General features: G+C 39.8%; 24 protein-coding genes. 14 read left to right on the top strand and 10 right to left on the bottom strand.

All coding sequences use genetic code 11. From position 1 onward, the window contains the following. Window positions 1-76: 76 nt before the first annotated feature. Together HC176_RS05270 and HC176_RS05265 are read right to left on the bottom strand one after the other, a co-directional pair. Window positions 77-1057, bottom strand: a complete 981-nt coding sequence (locus HC176_RS05270; protein WP_167917126.1) for a LuxE/PaaK family acyltransferase — start codon at window positions 1055-1057, stop codon at window positions 77-79. Between the two features lie 76 nt (window positions 1058-1133). After that, on the bottom strand, window positions 1134-1403 hold the full coding sequence (locus tag HC176_RS05265) for a T9SS type A sorting domain-containing protein (RefSeq protein ID WP_167917125.1): 270 nt from the start codon (window positions 1401-1403) through the stop codon (window positions 1134-1136). A 302-nt stretch (window positions 1404-1705) separates the two neighbouring features. Here HC176_RS05265 and HC176_RS05260 point away from each other — a divergent pair, with 302 nt between their 5' ends. Together HC176_RS05260 and HC176_RS05255 are read left to right on the top strand one after the other, a co-directional pair. Then, complete coding sequence (locus tag HC176_RS05260) at window positions 1706-2386, top strand: response regulator transcription factor (protein ID WP_167917124.1); 681 nt, start codon at window positions 1706-1708, stop codon at window positions 2384-2386. Further along, window positions 2386-3435, top strand: coding sequence for a sensor histidine kinase (locus HC176_RS05255; RefSeq protein ID WP_167917123.1), 1050 nt, complete (start codon window positions 2386-2388; stop codon window positions 3433-3435). The genes HC176_RS05260 and HC176_RS05255 overlap by 1 nt, the downstream gene beginning before the upstream one ends. On the opposite strand, the gene HC176_RS05250 is transcribed toward HC176_RS05255, so the two are convergent. Next, a complete protein-coding gene (locus HC176_RS05250) occupies window positions 3412-4464 on the bottom strand; it encodes a glycosyltransferase (RefSeq protein WP_167917122.1) in 1053 nt (350 codons plus the stop codon). The two genes, HC176_RS05255 and HC176_RS05250, sit on opposite strands and share 24 nt — an antisense overlap. A 145-nt stretch (window positions 4465-4609) precedes the next feature. Between HC176_RS05250 and trmB the strand changes: the two genes are divergently transcribed. The 8 genes from trmB (at window position 4610) to HC176_RS05210 (ending at window position 9302) form a co-directional block, all read left to right on the top strand. After that, the gene (trmB, locus tag HC176_RS05245; RefSeq protein WP_167917121.1) at window positions 4610-5284 is read left to right on the top strand and encodes a tRNA (guanosine(46)-N7)-methyltransferase TrmB; all 675 of its coding nucleotides are present in this window, start codon (window positions 4610-4612) and stop codon (window positions 5282-5284) included. A gap of 2 nt (window positions 5285-5286) precedes the next feature. After that, window positions 5287-5922: a lysine transporter LysE gene (locus HC176_RS05240; RefSeq protein ID WP_167917120.1), complete on the top strand. Its 636-nt coding sequence runs from the start codon at window positions 5287-5289 to the stop codon at window positions 5920-5922. Beyond that, on the top strand, window positions 5919-6248 hold the full coding sequence (locus tag HC176_RS05235) for an MGMT family protein (RefSeq protein ID WP_167917119.1): 330 nt from the start codon (window positions 5919-5921) through the stop codon (window positions 6246-6248). The genes HC176_RS05240 and HC176_RS05235 overlap by 4 nt, the downstream gene beginning before the upstream one ends. 154 nt (window positions 6249-6402) lie before the next feature. Next, on the top strand, window positions 6403-7539 hold the full coding sequence (locus tag HC176_RS05230; protein ID WP_167917118.1) for an Mrp/NBP35 family ATP-binding protein: 1137 nt from the start codon (window positions 6403-6405) through the stop codon (window positions 7537-7539). A 51-nt stretch (window positions 7540-7590) separates the two neighbouring features. Beyond that, window positions 7591-7833: a NifU family protein gene (locus HC176_RS05225; protein WP_167917117.1), complete on the top strand. Its 243-nt coding sequence runs from the start codon at window positions 7591-7593 to the stop codon at window positions 7831-7833. A gap of 205 nt (window positions 7834-8038) precedes the next feature. Continuing rightward, window positions 8039-8368 carry a 2Fe-2S iron-sulfur cluster-binding protein gene (locus tag HC176_RS05220; RefSeq protein WP_167917116.1) on the top strand — a complete coding sequence of 110 codons (330 nt, stop codon included), beginning with the start codon at window positions 8039-8041 and terminating at the stop codon, window positions 8366-8368. A 37-nt stretch (window positions 8369-8405) separates the two neighbouring features. After that, entirely contained in the window at window positions 8406-8708 is a 303-nt protein-coding gene (locus HC176_RS05215; protein WP_342448665.1) for a hypothetical protein, read from the top strand. An 87-nt stretch (window positions 8709-8795) separates the two neighbouring features. Next, entirely contained in the window at window positions 8796-9302 is a 507-nt protein-coding gene (locus tag HC176_RS05210) for a ferritin (protein WP_167917115.1), read from the top strand. 157 nt (window positions 9303-9459) lie between these two features. Here the strand turns inward: HC176_RS05210 and HC176_RS05205 are convergent, their stop codons facing one another. The 4 genes from HC176_RS05205 to HC176_RS05190 form a co-directional block, all read right to left on the bottom strand. Further along, the gene (locus HC176_RS05205) at window positions 9460-10362 is read right to left on the bottom strand and encodes a metallophosphoesterase family protein (RefSeq protein ID WP_167917114.1); all 903 of its coding nucleotides are present in this window, start codon (window positions 10360-10362) and stop codon (window positions 9460-9462) included. An 89-nt stretch (window positions 10363-10451) separates the two neighbouring features. Continuing rightward, the gene (locus tag HC176_RS05200; protein ID WP_167917113.1) at window positions 10452-13904 is read right to left on the bottom strand and encodes a PPi-type phosphoenolpyruvate carboxykinase family protein; all 3453 of its coding nucleotides are present in this window, start codon (window positions 13902-13904) and stop codon (window positions 10452-10454) included. Window positions 13905-14047: 143 nt separating this feature from the next. Further along, window positions 14048-15226: an acyl-CoA dehydrogenase family protein gene (locus tag HC176_RS05195; protein ID WP_167917112.1), complete on the bottom strand. Its 1179-nt coding sequence runs from the start codon at window positions 15224-15226 to the stop codon at window positions 14048-14050. Between the two features lie 107 nt (window positions 15227-15333). Next, window positions 15334-16068 carry a tRNA1(Val) (adenine(37)-N6)-methyltransferase gene (locus HC176_RS05190; protein WP_167917111.1) on the bottom strand — a complete coding sequence of 245 codons (735 nt, stop codon included), beginning with the start codon at window positions 16066-16068 and terminating at the stop codon, window positions 15334-15336. Window positions 16069-16220: 152 nt separating this feature from the next. Between HC176_RS05190 and HC176_RS05185 the strand changes: the two genes are divergently transcribed. Continuing rightward, the gene (locus tag HC176_RS05185) at window positions 16221-16679 is read left to right on the top strand and encodes a DUF2383 domain-containing protein (protein ID WP_167917110.1); all 459 of its coding nucleotides are present in this window, start codon (window positions 16221-16223) and stop codon (window positions 16677-16679) included. A gap of 168 nt (window positions 16680-16847) precedes the next feature. Continuing rightward, window positions 16848-17297, top strand: a complete 450-nt coding sequence (locus HC176_RS05180) for a PA2169 family four-helix-bundle protein (RefSeq protein ID WP_167917109.1) — start codon at window positions 16848-16850, stop codon at window positions 17295-17297. 81 nt (window positions 17298-17378) lie between these two features. On the opposite strand, the gene rimM is transcribed toward HC176_RS05180, so the two are convergent. The 3 genes from rimM to HC176_RS05165 all read right to left on the bottom strand — a co-directional run bounded on the left by rimM (window position 17379) and on the right by HC176_RS05165 (window position 19801). Then, a complete protein-coding gene (gene rimM / locus HC176_RS05175) occupies window positions 17379-17906 on the bottom strand; it encodes a ribosome maturation factor RimM (protein WP_167917108.1) in 528 nt (175 codons plus the stop codon). 184 nt (window positions 17907-18090) lie between these two features. Further along, window positions 18091-18609 carry a 30S ribosomal protein S16 gene (locus HC176_RS05170; RefSeq protein ID WP_167917107.1) on the bottom strand — a complete coding sequence of 173 codons (519 nt, stop codon included), beginning with the start codon at window positions 18607-18609 and terminating at the stop codon, window positions 18091-18093. A gap of 118 nt (window positions 18610-18727) precedes the next feature. Beyond that, entirely contained in the window at window positions 18728-19801 is a 1074-nt protein-coding gene (locus HC176_RS05165) for a lactonase family protein (RefSeq protein WP_167917106.1), read from the bottom strand. Between the two features lie 218 nt (window positions 19802-20019). Here HC176_RS05165 and HC176_RS05160 point away from each other — a divergent pair, with 218 nt between their 5' ends. After that, window positions 20020-20469, top strand: coding sequence for a ferritin-like domain-containing protein (locus HC176_RS05160; protein WP_167917160.1), 450 nt, complete (start codon window positions 20020-20022; stop codon window positions 20467-20469). A gap of 170 nt (window positions 20470-20639) precedes the next feature. Further along, window positions 20640-25025, top strand: a complete 4386-nt coding sequence (dnaE, locus tag HC176_RS05155; protein ID WP_167917105.1) for a DNA polymerase III subunit alpha — start codon at window positions 20640-20642, stop codon at window positions 25023-25025. Window positions 25026-25055: the final 30 nt, after the last annotated feature.

The raw sequence follows: 25055 nt of genomic DNA, 5'->3' as shown, positions 1-25055 counted from the left end.
AACTAAATTTTTCTTTTTATTAGCTGGTTGTTAAGTCGTTAGTTTTCTTTAAACCTTACAATTATATAATATTTTTTTAAAGCGCTAACAGGTTGCAACCTCGAATATCAGAATGGTCGAAACGTCCAATCACCTCAAAAGTGCCATTGGCGTGTACACGACCTAAATCTTGTGTGGCAATAAAAGCACAGGAGTTGATGTTGGCCAAATCGATTACGTTAACGCCACCAGCTTTATTGTGGCTGTTCAGTGTAAGCGGGTCTTCGGTATCTCGCGTTAAAATTTTCATCCACGGTGGGCATTCAAAAATACCGTTGCCTTTAGAGTAGGCTTGGCTTAAAAGTTCGGTCATCCCGTATTCACTATGTATGTGTTCAACCCCAAACCCTTGTTTTAATTCCTGGTGAAGCTCGGCACGAATCATTTCTTTCCGCCGTCCTTTCATGCCGCCCGTTTCCATTACAATAGTGTTTTTAAGTTCGAATTGGTGGGTTTCAACCAAATCCAACAACGCAAAGGAAACCCCGATGAGCAATACTTTTTTTTCTTCAGCATCCAATTTTGTGAGTTGCATTTGTAATTCCGAAAGGTTGTTGAGGTAAAAGCCGCTTTCGGGTTGTTCTGACGCTTTTATTAAAGCATCGACCATATAAATGAGTGACGAACCTTCTCGTTCCAAATACGACGGAAGCAAGGCTAGAACAACATAGTTTTTTATATTACCGTAAAAATGTTCAAAGCCTTTATTGAAGCTTTCTTTGTAAATATTTAAATCGGTAACGAGATGTTTACTTGTGGTGCTGCCCGTAGTGCCCGAGCTGATAAATGTGGTTTCGACAGGTTTGGAGCTACTCAGCACCTGCCGGGTTTTAAAAAACTGAATGGGCAAAAACGGAATGTCGGTTATCGTTTTTACATCGCTGGGATGTTTGTACAGTAAATCGCAAAACGAGCGGTAAATCCTATTGTTTTCAAATTGAAACCTGAAAACATCCAATGCCTGTTTTTCAAACTCGGCATCATTTTTAATATGAAATATAGATTGGGTGTCTATCATATTTTTGAATAATGAACAAAAATAAAAAAAAGCGTTGCTAATGGGCAACGCTTTGGTTTTATGTTTAAGATACAATCTATTTAATAATTAATTTTCTAGCTTCACTAACACCGTTTTCGGTAATCTTCAAAATATAAACGCCGGGGTTTAATCGAGAAATATTTAATTGCTTCCCTCTTAAAACCGTTGTAAAAAGGCGTTTGCCCAAAACATCGAAAAATTCAATGTATTTGTCAGAATTCAAATTTGATTGAATGGTTAAAAAAGATTGTGTTGTGCTGCTTAAAGGGTTGGGGTAAACGGTTAGCCCTTCAATATTTTTTTCAATTGAACTCGTTCGTGCCATGTTTTGTGCCGTCATGTCTGGGACAAAAAACAAGGAGAAAAAGAGGAATAAAAAAGCTAAGTAGTTTTTTTTCATCTATTTGAAATTTATACAAATCTTGTTCAAAGGATTAATTACAAAGTTAATAGGAGTAATCAAAATTGATGCCAAAACCTTGTTAAAAATGCTGTTAATCTGGTGAAAAATCGACGAAAGTTAATTTAGTGTAAGTGGTTTGTTATCTTAACGTTATTAATACCCCCTTTGTTAAGGATTTGTGTTTTAAGTTTTATCTTTACTTCGATAAAATTAGTAGTTGACAAATGAAAAAAAAGGACATCAAAATATTATTGGTTGATGACGAACCAGATATTTTAGAAATTGTTGGTTATAATCTTAGCAACGAAGGCTATCAAGTAATTACTGCCGAAAACGGTTTGGAAGGCGTGAAAAAGGCAAAAAAGGAACTGCCGCACCTCATAATTTTGGATGTGATGATGCCCGAAATGGATGGCATTGAAGCTTGTGAGCAAATCCGAAAAAATCCCGATTTAAAAAATACAATGGTTACCTTTTTAACGGCACGAGGCGAAGACTATTCGCAGGTGGCTGGTTTTGATGCAGGAGCCGACGATTATATAACAAAACCCATAAAACCCAAAGTGCTTATCAGTAAAGTGAAAGCGCTTTTAAGGCGTTTCAAGGAAGAAGACGTTGACGATACGGTGAAGGTGGGTAGTTTGGTGATAAATCGCGACGAATACAAGATTACTTCAAAAGGAAAAGAAATAATATTGCCTCGAAAAGAATTTGAATTGTTATCTTTATTGGCATCTAAGCCCGGTAAGGTTTTCAAAAGAGACGAAATTCTGGATACCGTTTGGGGCAACGAAGTGGTTGTGGGAGGCCGCACCATCGATGTCCACATCAGGAAACTTCGTGAAAAACTGGGCGACGAAAGTTTTAAAACCATAAAAGGCGTAGGCTATAAGTTTGTAGATTAATGCAGACAAAATTTAAGAGGTCGTATAAGTTTGCGATAAAAACATCGCTATACATCACTGTTTACATAACACTCCTTATGAGTGTTTTTTTGTATCATTTCTACGAGTTTAAGTGGTACCAAGTTTTGGGTATTTCCGTTAGTTTGTTCGTGTTTTGTTTTTTAATCATTCAATACAGTATTGAGCGATTTATATACAAAAGGGTAAAAAAAATATACGACGATTTAACCCTACTCGAATCGGCAAACTTAAGCAAAGGCCCCATTACTACCGATATGCGGACACTTAAGCAGGAAATCGACAAGTTTGCCAGACACAAAAAGATTGAAATAGAAACCCTAAAAGTTAGGGAAGAGTACCGAAAAGAGTTTTTTGGTAACGTATCTCACGAACTTAAAACGCCGCTGTTTACCGTTCAAGGATATATTTTAACCTTATTGGATGGCGCCATGGACGACAAAAACATCAGAGAAAAATATTTACTTCGGGCCAGTAAGGGTATTGAGCGTTTGGGATACATTGTTAAGGATTTGGACATGATTACCAAATTAGAGGTGGGCGATTTACGTTTGAAAATAGAAATATTTGATATCGTTGAACTCACCAGAAGCGTTTTCGATATGTTGGAAATGAAGGCCGCCAAAAAGAAAATTACGCTAACCTTCGATCGCGATTACCTCAACCCCATAATGGTTCGTGCCGATAAAGAGCGCATCCAGCAAGTTTTGGTCAATTTAGTGGTGAATTCTCTAAAATACGGAAACCAGAAAGGCACCACCGAAATTAGTATCGAAAACCTTATAAAAAACAAAGTTATCGTGCGGGTAACCGATAATGGCGAAGGCATCGGTAAAGCACACTTGCCAAGACTATTCGAGCGTTTTTATCGGGTTGATAAAAGTGGCTCAAGAAAAGAAGGTGGCTCTGGTTTGGGGCTTTCTATCGTTAAACATATTATTGAGGCGCACGAAGAAAAAATATACGTAGAAAGTGAGTACGGTGTAGGTAGCGAGTTTTCGTTCACTTTAGAAAAGGAAAAGGCTGAATAATTCTTTATAGTCCACATTAAAATTAAACGCTTTCAATCCCATAAAATTTTGGGCTTGGTTGAGTTTATCGAGACTAAAATCGTCCTGTTTGCAACTGGGTACCATTTGCATTTCGGTGAGTCTTTCGGCTAGGTAAACCTGTTCAAACTGTCCGGGCGTGGGGATAAAAAACGCTTTCTTATTCAGTTTGGCTAAGTCCATTACGGTAGTGTAACCCGACCGCGAAATGATTAACTTACTTTCTTTAATGGTCTTTTCTAACAATTTTGAGGTCATAAAATTGTAAATGGTCATATTGCCGATAACCTGGATGGTCTGCTCGGTTTCCATGATGCCTTTTACAAATACCACTTTACCTTTATAGTTTTTAAGTTCTGAAAACAACTTTTTTTCAAGCAGGGTGCGCTGTGGCTCGGGCCCAGAAAGCAAAACCATCAAGTCGTTTTTTGGTTCACTTGTAGTTGGGGTAAACCTGCTAAGCGGCCCAATGTATTTTGTGGGGGTATCGAAGGTTTTTACATGCCCCAGTTTTCCGCTTAAATTAATTTCTCCCTTGGCATCGGGCACCCAGCACTCGTCGAATTTTTGAATGAATTTTTGATGCATTTTAGTGCTAAACCAAGTGGTGCTTCCGCTTAAAACATTCAATTGGTGCGTGATAAATACCGACGGGACTTTTTTGTTCCGCACCCCCAATCGGTTATCTGAAATGATTCCGGCAATATCGTTGTGTTCCAAAATATCTTTTACGGCTTTTTTTTCAGATTTAATGGCTTTTAGTAATTTTGGGGAATCCTTGATGAGTTTCAGCTTAAAAAGTTTTCCGCTTTTGGCATAAGTGACATTGTACGACGGAAGTTCTATGGAAGACAGATTGGGGAATTCTTTCCGCAACAGCGACAACGCCACGCCATCACTTGCAATAACGGGTACGAAATCTTGTTCCATTAAAGCGTTTATAATGGGGATGCATCGGGTGGCATGACCCAAGCCCCAATTTAACGGTGCTACTAAAATTCTTTTTTTCATTTAGATATTTATAGCGTGTTAATTATTGCCAAAGGTGTGGTATCACGCATGTTTATAAAAATTCAAAAATAAGGCTATGACGGCTGTTGTATATTTCCTTAATTTTACCAAAAATAAAATAATAATAAGAAATAGTTAACAAGCCTTGGGAAGCAAGAATAAACTTAGACGATTTAAGGAAAACGAAACCTTTGCGAATGTGTTTCAGCCAACACGCGATGATTTGGTAAATTCTGATTACAATTTGAAAGGAAACTGGCAAAAGGAAGTTTTTAAAAATAGCAACCCGATAGTTTTGGAATTGGGCTGCGGAAAAGGTGAGTACTCGGTAGCCTTGGCGCAAAAGTATCCCAATAAAAACTTTATCGGTATCGATATTAAAGGCGCGCGTTTTTGGCGCGGTGCTAAAACGGCTATTGAAGACAATATTCCCAATGTCACTTTTCTGCGTACCCAAATAGAATTGATTGAGTATGCTTTTGCCGAAAATGAAGTTGACGAGATTTGGATTACTTTCCCCGACCCGCAAATAAAATATAAGCGTACCAAGCACCGTATGACCAACACGGCATTTTTGCAACGCTACAAAAAAGTGCTGAAACCCGATGGTGTTGTAAATTTGAAAACAGACAGCGAGTTTATGCACGGCTACACGTTAGGGTTATTGCACGGTGAAGGCCACGAGGTGCTGTACGCCAACCACAATGTGTATAAACAAGAAGGGAGCCCAGAGGATGTTACGGCTATACAAACCTTTTACGAATCGCAGTATTTAGAGCATAACAAACCAATTACGTATATTAGGTTTAAAATTAAGTAACCGTGGATATTACCCTTATATTCTTTCTGGGAGTTATTTTTGCACTAATTGGGGTTATTCCGCCTGGTTTGCTAAACATGACAGCGGCTAAAATAAGTCTTAAGGAAGGCCATGTTAGGGGTATTATATTTTCAATAGGGGTGTGCATAGTGGTATTTGCGCAAACTTATTTAGCGGCCATATTTGCCCGATATTTAAGTAAACATCCTGAAGCAGTAAGCGTGCTTCGTGGTGTAGCCTTGGTCATCTTTATTTTGATCACCATTTATTTTTTGTTCGTAGCCAAGTCGGCACCCAAGCAGCAAATAGAACCGAAAATGAGGAGCAAGCACAGTCGGTTTTTTCAAGGCATTTTAATGTCGGCCATCAATATGTTTCCCATTCCTTATCAAGCCTATATTACCATTACTTTAGCTTCGGTAGGGTGGATGTCTTTCGAGCAGAGTAATATCCTATCGTATGTAGCAGGTTCGGGCACCGGAACCTTTGTAACCTTGTACATGTACATTTTCTTTTTTGATAAGATAAAAGACAAAAAATTCACCAGCCAGCGAAACATGAACTTCATTATAGGCGGTATAACGGGAATAATCTCGATTATAACACTGATTAATATTCTAAAGGATTTTTGGCAATGAAACCCGAAACATTGAGTTTTTTCGATAGGGTTTATGAGGTAGCCAAACAAATACCTTACGGAAGGGTAACCAGTTACGGCGCCATAGCCCGATATTTGGGAGCGGCCAGAAGCGCCCGAATGGTGGGTTATGCCATGAATGGGTCTTCCGGAAAAGATGTTCCGGCGCACCGTGTTGTAAACCGAAAAGGCCTCCTTACCGGCAAACAGCATTTTGAAGGCACCAACCTGATGCAGCAGCTATTGGAAAGCGAAGGTATTGAAGTGATGGATAACCAAATACAAAATTTTGAAAAAGTGTTTTGGGATCCTGGTGAAGCTTTGTGATAGTTACTTCATTTAAAAAAATAAAAGGAAACCTAAACCATCCCCAAAGAATAATAAAACCCGATTTGGCTATCGATAAAACTTCTAACAACCGCCTTCTGTCTTCAAGCTTATTTACTTATCTTTGCACTTAGATTTATTCTGAATAAAAACGATGAAACTTAACAAGAACGATATATTAAAAGCGTTGGAAACCATAACAGTACCTGGTGAGGGACAAAATATGGTGGAAAGCGGAGCGGTAAAAAATGTAGTGACATTTGGTGATGAGGTGATTGTGGATATTACCATAAAAAACCCTAGCCTGCAGGCGAAAAAACGCACTGAGGTTGATATTTTAAAAACCATTCATGAGCAGGTGTATGAAAAGGCTAAAATTAAAGTTAACATTACAGTTGATGCGCCCGAAAAACCAAAAACCAATGTTATTAAAGGGAAACCAATACCCGGGATTCAAAATATTATTGCCGTGGCGTCTGGTAAAGGAGGCGTAGGTAAATCTACCGTAACGGCCAATTTAGCAGTATCATTGTCAAAAATGGGCTTTAAAGTAGGGGTTCTGGATGCTGATATTTACGGGCCTTCTATTCCAATTATGTTCGATGTTGAGGCGGAAAAACCTTTGGCAGTCAACGTTGAAGGAAAATCTAAAATGAAACCCATTGAAAACTATGGCGTAAAAGTGTTGTCCATTGGCTTTTTTACCCAGCCTAACCAAGCGGTGGTTTGGCGAGGACCAATGGCGGCTAAAGCCTTAAATCAAATGATTTTTGATGCGCACTGGGGTGAACTGGATTTCTTATTGTTGGACTTACCTCCAGGAACGGGCGATATACATTTAAGCATCATGCAGTCGTTGCCCATTACGGGAGCGGTAGTGGTGAGTACGCCTCAAAATGTGGCGCTTGCCGATGCTAAAAAAGGAGTGGCGATGTTCCAACAGGAAAGCATCAATGTACCTGTTTTGGGTATTATAGAAAATATGGCGTATTTTACTCCGGCCGAATTGCCCGATAACAAGTATTATATCTTTGGAAAAGAAGGCGCAAAAAACTTAGCTGAAGATTTAGATGTGCCGTTTTTGGGAGAAATACCCTTGGTACAAAGCATCAGGGAAGCAGGTGATGTTGGGCGCCCAGCCGCATTGCAAACCGCAACGCCTTTAGAGCAGTCTTTCGAAAAACTAACACAAAACGTAGTGGAGGAAGTGGTGCGACGTAACGACGATTTACCACCTACCGAAGCCATTAAAATAACAACTATGGCCGGCTGTTCGGCAGTGAAAAAATAAATATATTGCAGCCTTTTGTAATTAAGGATAAGTAATTGCAACTAAACAGATATGACTTCAGAAGAATTAAGAGAAAAAGTAGAAATAGCACTAGAGGAAATCCGTCCGTTCCTTCAGAGTGATGGTGGTGATATTTCGTTATTGTCCATTGAGGACGATAAATTGGTGAAGGTTCAGTTAAGCGGTGCTTGCGTGGGCTGTAGTGTCAATCAAATGACCCTAAAATCGGGGGTTGAGATGACCATTAAAAAACATGCGCCACAAATCGAGCAAGTGGTAAATATCGAAGCTTAGATTTTTTAAATAAAAACTGATAAACTTTCAATCAGAATAAGTTTATAATGTCAATAGGCATGTGAAAATAAAGGAATTTTAATGATTTCTTATTTTTACGTGCCCTTTTTCAAATTGGCATTCAATTCCTATTAAAATATACACACATACCTTAAATTTGTGGCACGAAAAATGACGTGCTATTTAAAAACACAAAACTTTAGTAATGAGCGACATTAACATAAAAATAACCGACAGAGACGGCGTAACACACGAGATTGTAGCACCTACCGATATGGCCATGAACCTGATGGAAGTGGTTCGTAGCTACGAGTTGGCACCAGAGGGTACTATTGGAATTTGTGGAGGTATGGCCATGTGTGCGTCCTGTCAGTGCTATGTGTTGAGCGATCATGAACTGCCCGAAATGAGTGATGACGAAGACGCCATGTTAGCAGAAGCTTTCGATGTTAAGGACAATAGCCGTTTGGGCTGCCAAATTCAAATGACGCCAGAAATGGAAGGTCTTGAAGTTGAATTGGCTCCGGAAAGTTAATTTTTATTTGTTCTAAATAAAAGTTATATTTGTGCCCGTGAATAAAGAAATAGATACAAAGCAGAGCTACCAAATCGATTACCTTACCTTCTGTAAGTATGTGTTGCGTACCCCTAACAAAACTATAGATCTGAGCTTTCCGCAAATGCTAGAGCTCAGGCGTAAAATCAATGAGTTGACCACTTTCAATTCGCTTAATCGAATCGTTAATAACGAGAATTTTGTCTTACTTTTTGTAGCCGATAAGGAGCATTTAATTTTTCTTGAAATTCCACAATTGCTTAAACTTAAAGAAGAAATCGCAATGTTTTTCCAAACACCCGAAACGGTTTTGGTGTAAATTTTAAGTTTATTTAGACTTTCTTTAAATTTTATTCCCAAGCTTTTAAGCCCTTATTTTATTGTAACTTTGTGTAAAAGCGGAATTATGAACACAATAGTTAGAAAACAAATGTCTATCCACCCGGAGGTGATGGATTTACTCAATAATCAAATAGGAATGGAAATGAAAGCATCGGCGTCTTATTTAGCCATGGCGTCTTGGTGCGATCAACGTGAATTACTTAACAGTAAAGCGTTTTTTTACAGACAAGCCGAAGAGGAACGTGAGCACGCGATGAAAATTTTCGAATTTATAAATGATAATGGCGGCGCTGCAATTTCACCAGATGTTACCAATGTAAATAACGATTTTGAAAGTTTAAAGTCTATTTACGAAACTGGGTTGGAGCAGGAAATTAGCGTAACACAATCCATTTTTAAGATATTTAAAACCGCAAGAAAGGTAGACGATTTTACTACCGAAATCTTCTTGCAATGGTTTATCACCGAGCAATCTGAAGAAGAAGATACTTTTAGAAGTATCATCGATATTTTCGACTTAATGGAAGGTATGCCGTTAAAAATGATTGACGAGCGTATCCCAACGGAATAGTTGTTCTATCAAAGAATACAATTGACAAAAGCTGTCTAATCAATGGTTTTATGTCATTTCGAGCGGAGTCGAGAAATCTCATAATATTGAAAATAATAGTGTTCTATTTTTGAGATTCTTCACTTGTTCAGAATGACACCGTTTTTAGACGGCTTTTTTATGAAGACGTTTTATAATCAATGAGTCTTTTGGGGCCTTCCAAAAGCACCCGTACAATTTGAAGCGTGCCGTCGTCTTTCGTGGCAATTTGCCATTTAATTAGTGAAATACTGCCGTTTTCAATTTCAATTCCAGTTATACTCCGCGGATGCACACAGCTTCCGTCATTAAAAAAAGCGATATCGCCCGGCTCAGGAAAACGTGGGCGGTGCGTATGGCCGGTGATGGTCAATAAATTATTATTTTCAATAATCCATTTTTTTGTGCGGCGTTCTACTTTAATAAGCTCTTTATAGTTTTTTGCTGGGCTGGTTGGGTCGGCTATGCCCATAACATTGAGTGGTTTCCAAAGAATGCGGACCATAAATCGGCTCCACTTCCAAAACAGGAAATTCCACCAGTCGGCTTGGTGGCCGTGGGTTAAAAACAATTCCTTTCCCGTCATGCAGTGTTTCAATACAATGCCTTCATGATAAGTAATATCGCCAAATAATTCTTCATCCTTTCCGGTTTTAGGGTCGAAATAGGAAGAAAGGTGTTTTTTTACATAGTTGGGGTCGCGGTAAACCATGTCGTGGTTACCCCAAATCATGTGCAGTTTACCATCTTTATGAAAAAGCTTCATAAGCATGTACACGTTTTTATGGGCATTCAGAAGAGATTCAAACGATAAATTTTCCCAAAGCTCGTCGCCGTCGCCCAGTTCGCAATATTGAAATCCTTCGGCGTAATAGTGTTTCAGCGCATGGAAATAGATATTCCGATTGTTGGCAAAATCGTCTGCAAAGCTGTTGTCGCCACGGTGGCAATCACTAAATAGAATAAATTTGCTGTCATCATCAAAATCAATGATTTTGGCATTTTTGTAGGCGTTGTTTAATCTTTTTCTCGATGAAAACATAAGTTAAATGTAAGTAAAAAAAAGCCAAAAAAGCGTGTTGTGTGCTACACTTTTTTGGCTTAAAAAAACAAACACCAAGATAAACACAGTTACTTTCTAAACAGTGGGTCTGCGCCAATGGTACCCACCAAACTGTTTAGGTACTCTTCGGATTTTACTTTGTTGTGCAATGATTTCGCCCTATTTAAACGTTGCTCAAGATTTAATTCGCCTATTAATTCTTTATTGTTCGGGTTTGCTTTAAAAGTTTCTAAATACGCTATTTGCGCGCTGTAATACTCCATGTCTTTTTGCTGTTTTAAAATTAATCGGTCTTTATACCAATCAGCTTTTAATACGTAATCTCTATTGAAATATTTGCGCAATTCGGGGTTGTTAATATCCTTACCTTCATAATTTCCGTAGGCCATGATGTTTAAAAGGATTTTTAATGGCGGTATGGCGGCTTCAATACTGCCATCTTCAAAATAGTTGAGGGCCACTTTTTGTTGGGCCTCAACAATGTTGTTAATACCGTCAACATAATCTTCCATGCCTTGCAGTTCTGGTTTTAGCATTCTGTCGTCAAAAACCGCGGTTGGCTCATCGAACAATCGGTTTAAGCATAGCAGAGCAAAAGTTTTAGTAATTCGGTAACCTAAACGGCTTGCCAATACTTTTTTGCCCTCATATTCAAAATCTTCCAACTTTTCTAAAGCCCCGTTAGTGATGAGGTTTTTAGGGTTTCTGTCTTCAGGAGCCATTCTTGCCCAAATTTCGGGTATCAATAAACTCACGTCGTGGTCTATTTTCTTTTCGGCGCCCACATAGCCTGCGGCAGTGCTGAACCCGTTGGATTCAGTTAAAATATGCGATAACAAAGCATTGTTTAAATCGGTGGTGGGCGTTAACATGTTAAACGGAGCTTTGGTTAATGCGCCTTCAGATCCGGCACCGGTAGTTGATGGTGACTTACCGGTTAAACTACAAATGAAGTCCATAAACAATTCGGGCGTTTCCTGATAGTGAATGGGGTTGTAAACGGCCAAAGGTCTTATGCCAGCTTCTTTGTCTACAGGATTGTTTCGTCGGCCAGGAAGAACGGCATTTACCGTGTGGATTACGGGGTCGTCCAGTTTGATTTTCCGTTTTAGGCGTACGCCCATATCTGAGATGTATGAAGCTTCAGTTTCATTGTAGAATCTGTTCGGCTCTAAATAACGCGGGTTTTTAGTTGGCAATCCGTCGTCTATAATTCTTGGATGCGATGGCAATACAAACTGAACTTGGTCCTCGTCACTATCAATAATGTCCTTTATAAAATCTTTTACGGGTTGCGTGTATTTGTCGTAATTGATGGTGTCTTCATAAATTTCAATCGCATCCTCTTTGGTTAGCATTTGGTAGTTGGTTAGGAACCTTCCGTTGGAAATAATGTCCAGTTCAGCACCTTTATCGTAGCCTCTTACAATTGCTTCGTCTGGCCTTTGGAATAGATGGGCCTCGCAGTTGGTTAATACCTTTACGCTTTTGTTGGTGTATTCCGGATTTAAATCTTTAAAATGATTTCTAGGAAGTGTAATAGATGCCGTAATGTCGTCTTCAGTCTGGATTTTTTCACATGCTGAAAAATCAGATCGCAGTTTATTAAGCATCCAGTTGCCTTGTTGGTTGAAGCCGATGCGCACATAACTCCCCACAACCGGCGTGTTGTTGTACAGTAAAGAGGTGCCTTTTACACCGTTAATGATTTCAACAGACATCATGTCTTTCCAGTTGAGGTTGGCGCCGTGTGCTTGTCTGAACAAACGCTTAACAAATAGCACAAGAGAGCGGACATGCACAGGAATATTGTTTAGCCACTCGTTGAACTCATCTGAGTTTTCTTCAGAAGGAGTTAGCAATTTTACTACCGACCCCAAAGTTCTTTTTTCGCTTAAGAGCGATCTTGATTTTGGTCTGTTGGGGTCTTTGTCTTTCCATCGGGTGGAATAATCGAATTCAATGATTTCGTCGGCTTTTTTGAAGTCTTCTTCAATATTGTGAATGTTGAAACGGCTGTAGGTTATGGCGTTTTGCATCGATTTTGAAATTTCTGATTTTCCGCCTCCTGATACCGTACAGGGCTTGTGGCAGAATACGCCTTCGGGATAGGTTTCAACTATGCGCCATAAGTCGATAGATTTGTGTTTTTCCAATCTCAGCTTGTTTCCAGAGGGATGCATGTAGGTTTTAAAAGGCGACAGTTTTAATTTTTGTTCTTTGCCTTTATAATGCCACGTAATACTGTTGGTGTTGGTATTGAAGTACGATGATTCGGGAATGTACACCACATTAGGGTATTTTTTGTCTATCGCATAATTTTCTGGTTGTATTTCAATGCGATCGCCAAGTAAGGTTTTTACATCTTCGATGGTATGGTCTAGCCCATAATACTTGCTGTAATCATTGCAGTTTACAGTGTCTCCCATAACGCGTCTGGCGTAAGCAATGGCCCCACCGGCATGCTCTTCTTCCAGAATGCCGTATAGGTTAGCCGAATAGCTAATTTGGGTTTTGATTTCCTTTTTGGAATAGCCATAATAGTTGTCGGCAATTAAAGTCACAACAACGCCCCTGTCGTCTCTACAGGTAATTTTAAAGGCGCCGCCATCATTGTAAAGTTCATTTTCATCGATCCAGCACATGCCGTCTTTTTTCTGGCGCTCGGTAGCCTGGTCGAAATGAGGTAAGCCAACATCTTTCTTTTTAAGTTTTAAAAGTTGCGGGGCAAGAATGATGCATCCCGTGTGTCCCGTCCAGTGTTCCGGGTCTAGTGCAGCATCGTTATGTACTAAATTAGGGTTGCCCGCGTTGCCAAAAATGTTCTCCACAAAGTCAAGGTTACTTACCAAAGAGCCCGGAGCGAAAAACCGAACTTCCAGTCGTTTTTCGGAGATTACACCTTTTACTTCGGGGCAAACCACAGGCCTTAAAAGCATCGACACCATGGTTTTCGCTTTTTCCTCTTGGTTGGATGTAAACGGAAGTGTATTTAGTTCATCTGAAGGTTTAAAAGCGGCGTTTAAAAAGTGCGCCAACACTTCACGCGGCACTTCTTTTTTATCTAAGGGAACGGGAAGCGGCCCTTCCACAATGTGAAAAGTTCCCTTTGTTGTTCTTTTATCGTGCAATGGGTTATTTAAAATCCCTTGTTTTAGTCTTTTTGAGTTCACCAAATCACTTTCAAACGAATCGCCATCTGGGGGTAAACTCGCTTCTCTGGCTTGACCTTTTTTAGAAAGTATTAGGGTGTTGTTGGGTATTTTAAACGATTTATCGGTTTTTACATCTTTTAAATAATCGTCAATAAAGGCTTGGATTCTTGTATCGGCTGGAGAGAGGTGGTCTGCTAAAAGTCTAGACTTTTCCCTAAGGCTCATTATTAATGGACGAGTGGTTTTTTCAAATTCAGGATCGCAAAGTTGCTCCTTGCTACCTGGTTTGTCTTTAAAAATGGGTTGCCCAATCGCTGCCAATTGCAAATTGATAAATTGAATGATGTCTTTTCTTGATGCTTCCATGATACTTAACTTTGAGTTTTGCTCGTGCTATACGAACATTTTCAACAAAGTTAATTTCCGAATTCCTGAAAAAAACTGTCGAAAGTCATATTTGGCAATTTTTTTTGAGAAATTGTTTGCCTAATAGAATGACAATGAAAGATTTATTTAAAGGCGTTGAGCCCTGTAACATCCAACCCGGTAATTAATAAGTGGATGTCGTGAGTGCCCTCGTAAGTAATGACGCTTTCTAGATTCATCATGTGGCGCATAATGCTGTACTCGCCGGTTATGCCCATGCCCCCTAAAATTTGTCGGGCTTCGCGGGCAATGTTCAAAGCCATGTCCACATTGTTGCGTTTGGCCATAGATATTTGTGCCGATGTTGCTTTGCTTTCGTTGCGCAACACACCGAGCCTCCAAGTTAATAATTGGGCTTTGGTGATTTCTGTAATCATTTCGGCCAACTTTTTTTGCTGAAGTTGAAATTGCCCAATGGGTTTTCCGAATTGGGTGCGTTCTTTACTGTATCGCAGGGCCGTGTCGTAGCAATCCATGGCGGCACCAATAGCGCCCCAAGCAATGCCGTAACGGGCAGAATCCAAACAGCCTAATGGCGCGCCAAGCCCCGATTTATTGGATAAAATGTTTTCTTTTGGAACTTTAACATTGTCGAATATCAATTCGCCAGTGGCGCTGGCCCGCAACGACCACTTATTGTGGGTTTCGGGGGTAGAGAAGCCTTCCATGCCGCGTTCTACCAAAAGCCCGTGAATACGACCGCTTTCATCTTTTGCCCAGACCACCGCTACTTGTGCAAATGGCGCATTACTGATCCACATTTTCGCTCCATTAAGTAAATAATGGTCACCTTTATCTTTAAAATTTGTGGTCATTCCGCCGGGGTTGCTGCCATGGTCGGGCTCGGTAAGCCCAAAACACCCCATCCATTCACCGCTGGCTAATTTGGGTAAATATTTTTTGCGTTGGACTTCAGTGCCGTATTTCCAAATGGGGTACATCACCAAAGACGATTGCACCGACGCCGTGCTGCGAATGCCTGAATCCCCTCGCTCAATTTCTTGCATAATGAGTCCGTACGAGATTTGATCTAATCCGGCGCCACCGTACTCCGTTGGAATATAAGGTCCAAAGGCGCCAATTTCGGCCAGTCCGTTTATAATTTGATTGGGAAATTCTGCTTTTTGGGCATATTCCTCAATAATAGGCGAAACTTCTTTTTTAACCCAATCGCGTGTGGCGTTGCGTACCAATTTATGCTCTTCGGTAAGTAGTTCGTCTAAATTATAATAGTCGGGCGCTTGAAATAAATCGGGTTTCATCAAGATCAAATTTAAGTTCTGTTAAAACAAAATAATTAGGATAGTGCTAATATTTTTGAAAATTTAACAATAAATCCACTCAAATTTAATTAATCTTAATTTAAACGCTACATTTTTAAATAGAAATCTTGGGTTAATTTAATGTAGTCTTCGGTGTATTGATGCCTTGAAGTTTCGATAATTAGTTGCTCAATTTCCGGGTTTGAGTTTACCTCTTCTTCTGTTTGTTTAAACGAAAATTCTATTAAGCTTCGTTTTATATCGGTAGTGGGTGTGCCTTTCACATGTAAAATCTGATTAGGAAAAAGATTGAAATTTGAAGCTAGTTCTATAAAATCGACTTCTTCTTTTTTAGGAATGACTACGGAAAACACTCCAGATTCTGAAAGCAATTTAGAAACACTTTCCAGTAAATGGTCAAAGGGCATGGCATCCTGAAAACGGGCCGTTGAGCGTTGTTGATTTTCCGCTTTGTAGTCTTCGGAATAAAACGGCGGATTGCAAACAATCAAATCGTACTGGTCATCAATTTCTTCGGTAAATTCTTCGAGTGAAGCGTGATAGCAAAATAAGCGGTCTCCCCATGGCGATTGTTCAAAATTATCAACACACTGTTCGTAAGCATCGGCATCAATTTCTAAGGCGTCGATAACTTCAGCATGGCTCCGTTGAGCCAGCATCAGTGATAAAACTCCCGTGCCAGTGCCAATATCTAAAATTGAAAACGGATTATGTTTTATAGAGGTCCAAGCCCCGAGCAGTACACCGTCAGTGCCAATTTTCATGGCACATCGGTCTTGGTCTACGCTAAATTGTTTAAAGTTGAAAGTGGATTTTGGCATTAATATTGTGGTTGTTTCTGGTTTAAAATAACCGTTAAAGTGTATTAAATTTTATAAAACCGTGTTAAAAAATAAGTTTTTTGTCGACTAATTTTTAGCTTAGACACGTATATAATTTTAAGCGCACAAGGATGATTCAGGGAATAAAGATAATGAGGAACAAAGAAAAAATATTAAAGAAATTAAATGATTTGTTGGTAACCAACCAAGAGCTTGAAAATATTTATGATGAGGCGTTTAAAACTGTGCCGGGCGAATCGCTAAAGATGTTTTTTAACGACAGAAAGGAAGAACGCAGAAGATATAACGAACAATTATGCCTAGAATTGGAAAAACTACTTGGCGATGCTAAACTTCCAAAAAGCGTAACCAATGAATCTTATAAAGTCTCCATGAATTTCAGGAACTTGATTTTTATGAAAGATCACAGCTTGATTGTGCAGGAGGTATGCCGGATAAAGGAAATAACCATTAATAAATATAATGCTTTGTTAAGCGAATTGAACTTGCCTTTGTCTCTGTGTAAATTGTTGTCAGAGCAGCGTGATACGGTACAATCGAACATGAATGCCATTAAGCGTTTAGAGCACTTAATTGTTCAAGATGCTTGATTTTAATTGTTGTAATTCTTGCGGGTTTTACCGTTCTTAAAAGGTGTAAGTGTTAAAGAAAACATAAAATAAACTCATAAAACGTTGAATTATTGCGAGTTATTAATTAACTTACTAAGCTAAACTTTATTTGAATTTATTGTACTAACTCTTTAAAACCCCAGAACAATGAAGAAATCAAATCCAACTATTGCTCAATTAAATGAACTTTTAGCTATTAATTATGAGGCCGAAAAAATGTATTTGGACGCCTTAAAACAGGTTGAAAGCGAAGAATTAAAACATTTTTTTAGGGCCATGGCCTTCGAAAGAAATGAGTTTTGTAGATTTTTAGGAGCCGAAATTATCCAAAAAGGCGGTAAGCCCGAATATTCAGATCAAGAAAAAAATGGCTTGGCCAAGCTTTGGGGTAAGTTTAAAAAGGGTGTTTCAAATAAGGATGAGAATGTGCTTTTTAATGAAGTGTGCCGCATTAAAACTTGGAGCTTAGAAAAATACAACACTATTCTAGATAAAATAAAACACTCAGAAGGCATTACGCAACTATTGAAAAAACAACGCGATACTTTAGAGCGCAGTTTACATTCCATTCAAATTGGAGATCGGTTGATTGCTTAGAACGCTGAAACTAATAAATAAAAAATCCGAGGGCTGTCTTAAAAGATGGTCCTCGGGTTTTTTTATAATGAAAATGAATTCCTACTGAAGGTAGAGGTCTATTAAGCCCTCTGGAGTTTCTACAAGAATGGTTTTGGTTTTGCGATCTACCTTTACGATAAATTCGTCGTTCATTGGTATGAGTATTTCTGTGCCATTTCTGTCAATTTCAAAAAGTGCCTGTGCGGTAGAGTCGTTAATGGCTTTTATAATGCCAACTTTGCCATAGTTGACATCTTCAATGGTGAAATTGATAACCTCATGGAAATAAAATTTGTTGCCCTCTAATTTAGGGAGTAGTTCCAGCGGAAGAAACAGGTTGCTTTTCATGATGCTGTCAGCATCGGCCTCGGTATCTACTTCTTCAAACTTTAACCGAAGCAATTCTGATTTGTGCAATTGCGACCGTTCCACAAAAAAAGGCACTAAATTATTTCTCAACTCCAAAAAAATAGCATCGAGGTTTTCATAAAGTTCAGGTTGGTCGGTATCGAGCTTGGCCAATACTTCGCCTTTAAAACTATATTTTTTTACAATTTTACCTAAGTAGAAGCAGTCTTCTTTTTTCATGACATTTTTTTGTCAACCCGAACTGTCACACTGAGCGGAGTCGAAGTGTTGGTTCAGGTTCTTATTGTATTTTTTTTGTTTTGAGATGCTGAAACGAGTTCAGCATGATGCAGAAAAGAAACCTTTTTGCATAAAAAACTCCGACGGTTGCCCATCGGAGTTTAAAAGTATAAAAAATAAATTTTTATTCTTCTTCATTTGTTGCTTCAGCTTCGGCAGCAGGAGCTTCCTCTTCAGCGGCTTCTTCTTCAACAACTGGAGCTTGTGCAGCTATTCTAGCTTCATTAACCGCTTTTTCAGCAGCTAGTGCCTCAGCTTTAGCTTTTGCTTCAGCTTCAGATAAACCTTCAGCTTTAGCTTGGACTTTAGCGTTTTTCTCCTCTAACCAAGCGTTGAATTTTTCTTCAGCTTGCTCTTCGGTTAAAGCGCCTTTTTTAACACCGCCGGCCAAATGGTTCTTTAATAAAGCCCCTTTGTAAGACAATAAATTCTTAGCGGTATCGGTTGGTTGCGCACCATTTTGCAACCATTTTACAGCACCGTCAACATCTAGTTCAACAGTTGCTGGGTTAGTGTTAGGATTGTAAGCGCCTAATTTTTCTAGGTATTTACCATCTCTTTTTGCACGCGAATCTGCGGCTACGATCCAGTAGTAAGGTTTTCCTTTTTTACCGTGACGTTGTAATCTAATTTTTACTGGCATAATAATTAATTATTTGAGGTTCTCGACCTCGGTTATTAATGAGGGCGCAAAGATACGCTATTTTTTTAATAAACCATGATATTTTTAAAATGAAATTAAAAGCCAAGACTTCTGAAAATTAAAACAATAGATGTACCGGTGTTGGTGATTTGGTGTCGTGTAAAAAAGTTAGTAATCCAGTGTTTTTATCAATTTTGAAAACGGAAATATTATTGCTTCTTCGGTTGGCGACCAATAAAAAGTTTCCGTTGGGGTCGAGGGTGAAATTCCTTGGCCAGTCGCCCTCAACACTTATATTCTGTATTTTTTTGATTTTTCCGTTTCGGTTATTCCTTCTAAAAACAGCAATTGAGTTTTCTCCTCGGTTAGAGCCGTATAAAAAGCGTTCATCTGGTGAAGGGTGAATATCGGCACATGAGTTTTTGCCTTTGTAATCATCGCTTAACGTGGTGTCGAAATCTACTTCCTTGAACCCATCTTTTGTGCGTTTTGCAGTAGTTATCGAGCTGCCGTATTCATTAATAATGTAAATAAACTTTCCGTTTTTGCTTATTGAAAAATGCCGAGGCCCGGGGTTGCCCAACATCTCCACAATTTTAGGCTTTGCCAGTTTGTACTCTTTATTTTTTAGTTGATATTGATATACAGCGTTTCTCCCTAAATCGGCAACGAATAATTCATCGTTAAAAAACTGCGCGGAGTGAGCATGCGATTTTTCATTTTCAGTATTATGGTCAAAAACTTGGGAGGCCTGACTTAAGCTGCCATCATCATTTACATTGTAAAGCGATACCGTTCCGCCGTTGTAATTGGAAACCACAATTTTTGTGCCTGCTGCGTTCATGGCAATGTGGCAAGGCGCCGCCCCATGGCTGTCTTGGGTATTGATTAAAGTAAATGTTCCGTCGCTGTTAATTTTGTAAGCTGCAACATAATCGGGTTTAGACTTGTCTTTCGAACGGTTTACCGAATACATAAACTTCCTGTCGGGCGAATAGGTTAAAAAATTTGGGTTTTCTATTTCAATGGCTAAAATTTCATTGGAAATCTCCCCAGTTGCCGTATTGAATTGATACTGGTAAATGCCTTGGGCGTCTTCATTGGTGAATGTGCCAACGTACAGTGGGATGTTTTGAGCATAAAAAACGATAGACCATAAAAAAGTAAAAGCAAGAGAAAAAGTGGTTTGCATAACAGGTGTTTTTTCAAAAATAGGGTTTTTAAGTAAATGTTAAAGCATCTTTGCTTCAGTTGTTAAAAATCCGCCTAGTGTGTTAAAATCTACGCTACGATGCTAAACTTTGTTAAATGCCCTTGACATGGCCGTGTATGCTTTGTATCTTCGGGATAGATGTGAAACAATACGCATCTAAAAAGAATTTATTGAAATTTAAAAATGAACAGGATATTATGAAGTTTACAGAAGAGATTTCAAACAAATTAAACGAATTATTAGAAAAAAATTATGATGCCGAGAAAGGCTATCTCAATGCTGCCGATAATGTGGAAAGTTCAACGTTGAAAATTTTCTTTAAGCGTCGGGCTACCGAACGGAGCGAATTTGCCAAAGAGTTGAGAACTGAAATTTTAAGGTATGGCGAAGATCCAAAAGACTCAGGTAGTTTTAAAGGCGCAGTGCACCGTAATTGGATGAGCTTAAAATCGTTATTTAAATCGAATGACGAAGAGGCCATTTTAGAAGAAGCCATACGCGGTGAGGAAGCCAGCCTTGAAGAATACAACGAAGTTCTTAAAGACAGAAACTTGCCACCTAGCATCGACCAAATGTTATTTAAACAAAGAAATGCTATTCAGGCAGCAATAAATACAGAAAAAGTACACGAGGAGTTAGTCTCCTAATATAAATTTGGTTGGTTAGTTTGAGCGTCTGCATTGTTTTAAACAATGTGGGCGTTTTTTGTTTACAACTCTTTGGGTTTTCCTGAGTGCAGAAATATAAATTCTACGTACTTTTATACACTTCGTTTTTTGCAAACGAACCCCAAATAGTCAATCTGAAAACATAGCGCATGTATTTAATTTTCGATACCGAAACTACCGGATTACCAAAACGTTGGGATGCCCCAATAACCGATGTAGATAACTGGCCCCGCTGTATACAAATCGCTTGGCAATTGCACGATGCGATGGGAAATTGCATCGAAAGTCAGGATTTTTTGGTAAAGCCCGATGGGTTTAACATTCCGTACGATGCCGAAAAAGTTCACGGTATTTCCACTGAATTGGCCGAAGAACAGGGTGTGGATTTGGTAGAGGTTTTAGAAAAGTTCAATGCGGCTTTGCACAAAACCAAATTTGTGGTGGGACAAAACGTAAAGTTCGATTTAAATATTATGGGTGCCGAGTTCGTGCGCGAAAATATAGAAAACCCATTGCAGGAATTACCGGTGTTAGATACCTGTACCGAGCACACGGCGCAGTTGTGCCAAATTCCCGGTGGTCGTGGCGGCAAGTTTAAATTACCTACGTTGACAGAGTTGCACGAACATTTGTTCAACCAGCCATTTGCTGAAGCGCACAACGCCACCGCCGATGTGGAAGCCACAACCCGCTGTTTTTTGGAATTGATCCGTTTAGAGGAATACACCAAGGAAGAGCTGGACGTTGAACCCGATTATTTCGAAAATTTCAAGGAAGCTAATCCTTCTGAAATTCAACTCATCGGGCTTAAGCACATCAACCTTAAAAAGGAAAGTGCTAAAATCCGCGAGCGATTAAAAAAGGCAGAAGGAACGCAGATTTCTTCTGAAGAAATAAAACAAAACCGTTCTGATCTTGCTGAAGTCGAGTTTGCACATCTCCATAACCACTCGCAGTTTTCGGTATTGCAATCTACCATGAGTGTTGGCGATTTAGTGAGTGCCGCTGCCGAACATAATATGCCGGCCGTGGCCTTGACCGATCATGCGAATATGATGGGAGCCTTCCACTTTGTGAATGCGGTAAGCAACTACAACAAAGGGGTTAAAGCAAAGATTGAAGCGGCCCAAGAGTCGGGAGAAACGGTTACGGCCAAAGAAATAAAGCCCATTGTAGGTTGCGAATTTTTTGTTTGCGAAGACCACAAAGATAAATCCAGAAAGGACAACGGTTACCAAATTGTGCTGTTGGCCAAGAATAAAAACGGTTACCACAACTTGGCAAAACTGTCGTCGCATGCGTTTGTTGACGGGTTTTATTATGTGCCAAGAATTGATAAAAAACTCATCCAACAATATAAAGAAGACATCATGGTGCTTACCGGAAACTTGTACGGTGAGGTGCCCAGTAAAGTATTAAATGTTGGAGAAAAGCAGGCCGAAGAAGCCTTGATGTGGTGGAAAGAAGAATTTGGCGACGATTTGTATGTCGAGCTGATGCGCCACAACCAAGAGGACGAAAATCGTGTTAATCCGACCCTGGTTAGTTTGGCCCAAAAACATGGGGTGAAACTTGTAGCCACCAACAATACCTATTACCAAAGGCAGGAAGATGCCAATGCCCACGACATTCTCTTGTGCGTAAAAGATGGCGAAAAGCAATCTACACCCATTGGTCGTGGTCGTGGTTACAGATACGGTTTACCCAATCAGGAGTATTATTTTAAGTCTTCCGAAGACATGAAAAAATTGTTTCAGGATATTCCTGAAGCGATTTTCAATGTTCAGGAAATTGTCGATAAAGTAGAACCTTTCGTGTTGGCACGCGATGTATTATTGCCTGCTTTCAATATCCCTGAAGAATTTAGGCACGAAGAAGACTTGGTTGATGGGGGCAAGCGTGGCGAAAATGCCTATTTAAGGCATCTAACCTACGAGGGCGCTAAAAAACGCTACGGCGAACCGCTTTCGCAAGAAGTGACCGAACGCTTGGATTTCGAACTTAGCGTTATTGAAAATACGGGATATCCGGGGTATTTCTTGATTGTGGAAGATTTTATCCGAGAAGCCCGGAACATGGATGTGTCTGTAGGGCCAGGCCGTGGTTCGGCAGCCGGTTCGGTAGTAGCCTACTGCCTCTGGATTACCAATATCGACCCGATGATGTACGATCTGCTTTTTGAGCGTTTCTTAAATCCGGATCGTGTGAGTATGCCTGATATCGATATCGATTTTGATGATGAAGGTCGAAGCCGTGTGATGGATTACGTAATCGAAAAATACGGAGCCAATCAGGTGGCGCAAATCATTACTTATGGTACCATGGCGGCAAAATCGTCCATTCGTGATACCGCCCGTGTATTGGATTTGCCATTATTCGATGCCGATAGAATTGCAAAGCTCATCCCTAACATGTCTAAACTGAACAAGATTTTTGGTTTGGATGAAAAGGAATTGGCCAAAAAGTTTCGGGCAGAAGATTTGGAAAAAATCAACGAGCTGTTAAATATTGCCGATGGAAGCGACCTCCAGGCCGAAACGGTAAATCTTGCTAAAGTGTTGGAAGGTTCCGTTCGAAATACCGGAATCCACGCCTGTGGGGTAATCATCACCCCCGATGATATTACCAAGTTCGTGCCGGTTTCCGTGGCCAAAGATTCCGATTTATATGTTACCCAGTTTGATAACTCGGTGGTGGAATCAGCCGGACTTCTAAAGATGGATTTCTTAGGGCTGAAAACACTCACCCTAATTAAAGATACCGTTAAGATTGTAAAGGCGAAGCACGGCATTGAGCTCGACCCGGAAACCTTTCCGCTTGACGATGAAGAAACTTATGCGTTGTTCCAACGTGGTGAAACGGTTGGGGTATTCCAGTACGAATCGCCCGGAATGCAAAAGCACCTTCGCGATTTAAAGCCTACAGTTTTTGAAGATTTAATCGCGATGAACGCCCTGTACCGTCCGGGTCCTATGGAATACATTCCGAGTTTCGTTCGCAGAAAGCATGGTGATGAAGAAATCGAATACGATTTGCCCGCCATGGAAGAATACCTCAAGGAAACTTATGGTATTACAGTATATCAGGAGCAGGTGATGTTGTTGTCGCAAAAATTGGCCAATTTTACTAAAGGTGAAGCCGATGTTTTGCGTAAGGCTATGGGTAAAAAACAGATTGCCGTACTGGCAAAAATGAAACCCAAATTTATTGAACAAGCTAGTGCCAACGGCCATGATGCTAAAGTTCTGGAAAAAGTTTGGAAAGACTGGGAGGCTTTTGCGAGTTACGCCTTCAACAAGTCGCACTCTACTTGTTATGCTTGGATTGCCTACCAAACAGCTTATTTAAAAGCACACTATCCCGCAGAATATATGGCGGCGGTGCTTTCCAATAACATGAACGACATCAAACAGGTCACCTTCTTTATGGAGGAGTGTAAACGTATGAAGTTGGACGTTCTTGGCCCCGATGTTAATGAAAGTTATTATAAGTTTTCGGTAAATAAAGATGGGGCCGTGCGTTTTGGTATGGGCGCCATTAAAGGGGTTGGCCATGGGGCGGTAATGACGATTGTTGAAAACCGAAAAGATGGTCATTATAAATCCATTTTCGATTTGGCCAAACGTATCGATTTGCGTGCAGCCAATAAAAAAGCCTTTGAAAACTTAGCGCTGGCTGGAGGTTTCGATAGTTTTGGCGATACACACCGGGCACAGTATTTCCATGACGACGGCGATGGTATTACCTTTTTGGAAAAAGCCATTAAATACGCGCAAAAGCATAAAGAAAATGAAAACTCGGCCCAGGTAAGTTTGTTTGGTGAAGCCAGTGAAGTACAAATTGAAGAGCCCCAAGTGCCGCCATGCGAAGAGTGGGGCACCATGGAAAAACTCAGCAAAGAGCGCGAGGTGGTTGGGGTTTATATTTCTGGACATCCGCTCGATGATTTCAAACTCGAAATGAAAACCTTTTGTAACGCGAAAGTGGGCATGTTTCATAATTTAGAGCCTTACGTTAATCGGGAGTTGGTTTTTGGCGGTGTGGTTACCGACGTGCAGCACCGTGTGAGTAAACAGGGGAAAGGTTGGGCATTGTTCACCATTGAAGATTATACCGACAGTTACGAGTTCCGGATTTTTGGAGAAGAATATTTAAAATTCCGTCATTTTTTAATGCTGAATAATTTCGTGTTCGTAAAAACCTTTGTGCGGGAAGGCTGGGTGAACAAAGATACCGGAAAACGCAGCGACCCGAGGCTGCAGTTTAATAGTTTTCAGTTGTTGCACGATGTGATGGAACAATACGCTAAAAAACTGTCCATTCAATTGGATATTCGTGATTTGAGCGAGGAAAAAGTGAAGTCTTTAAAAGAGTTAATCAGTTTGTATCCTGGTAGTAAAGCCCTTAATTTTTTGGTATATGATACTAAGGAAAAAATGAAATTGAATATGTCCAGCAGGCGACAAAAAGTGAATGTGTGCCAAGAATTGGTTAGTGAATTGGAAGCCCAAGATGTGCGGTTTAAGTTGAATTAAGTTTAATGGTGGTCATGTGTTTGTTTACTA

Source organism: Tamlana crocina (genome assembly GCF_012037625.1).
Note: the sequence above shows the minus strand (reverse complement) of the source record. Positions and strands in the feature narration are given on the sequence as shown.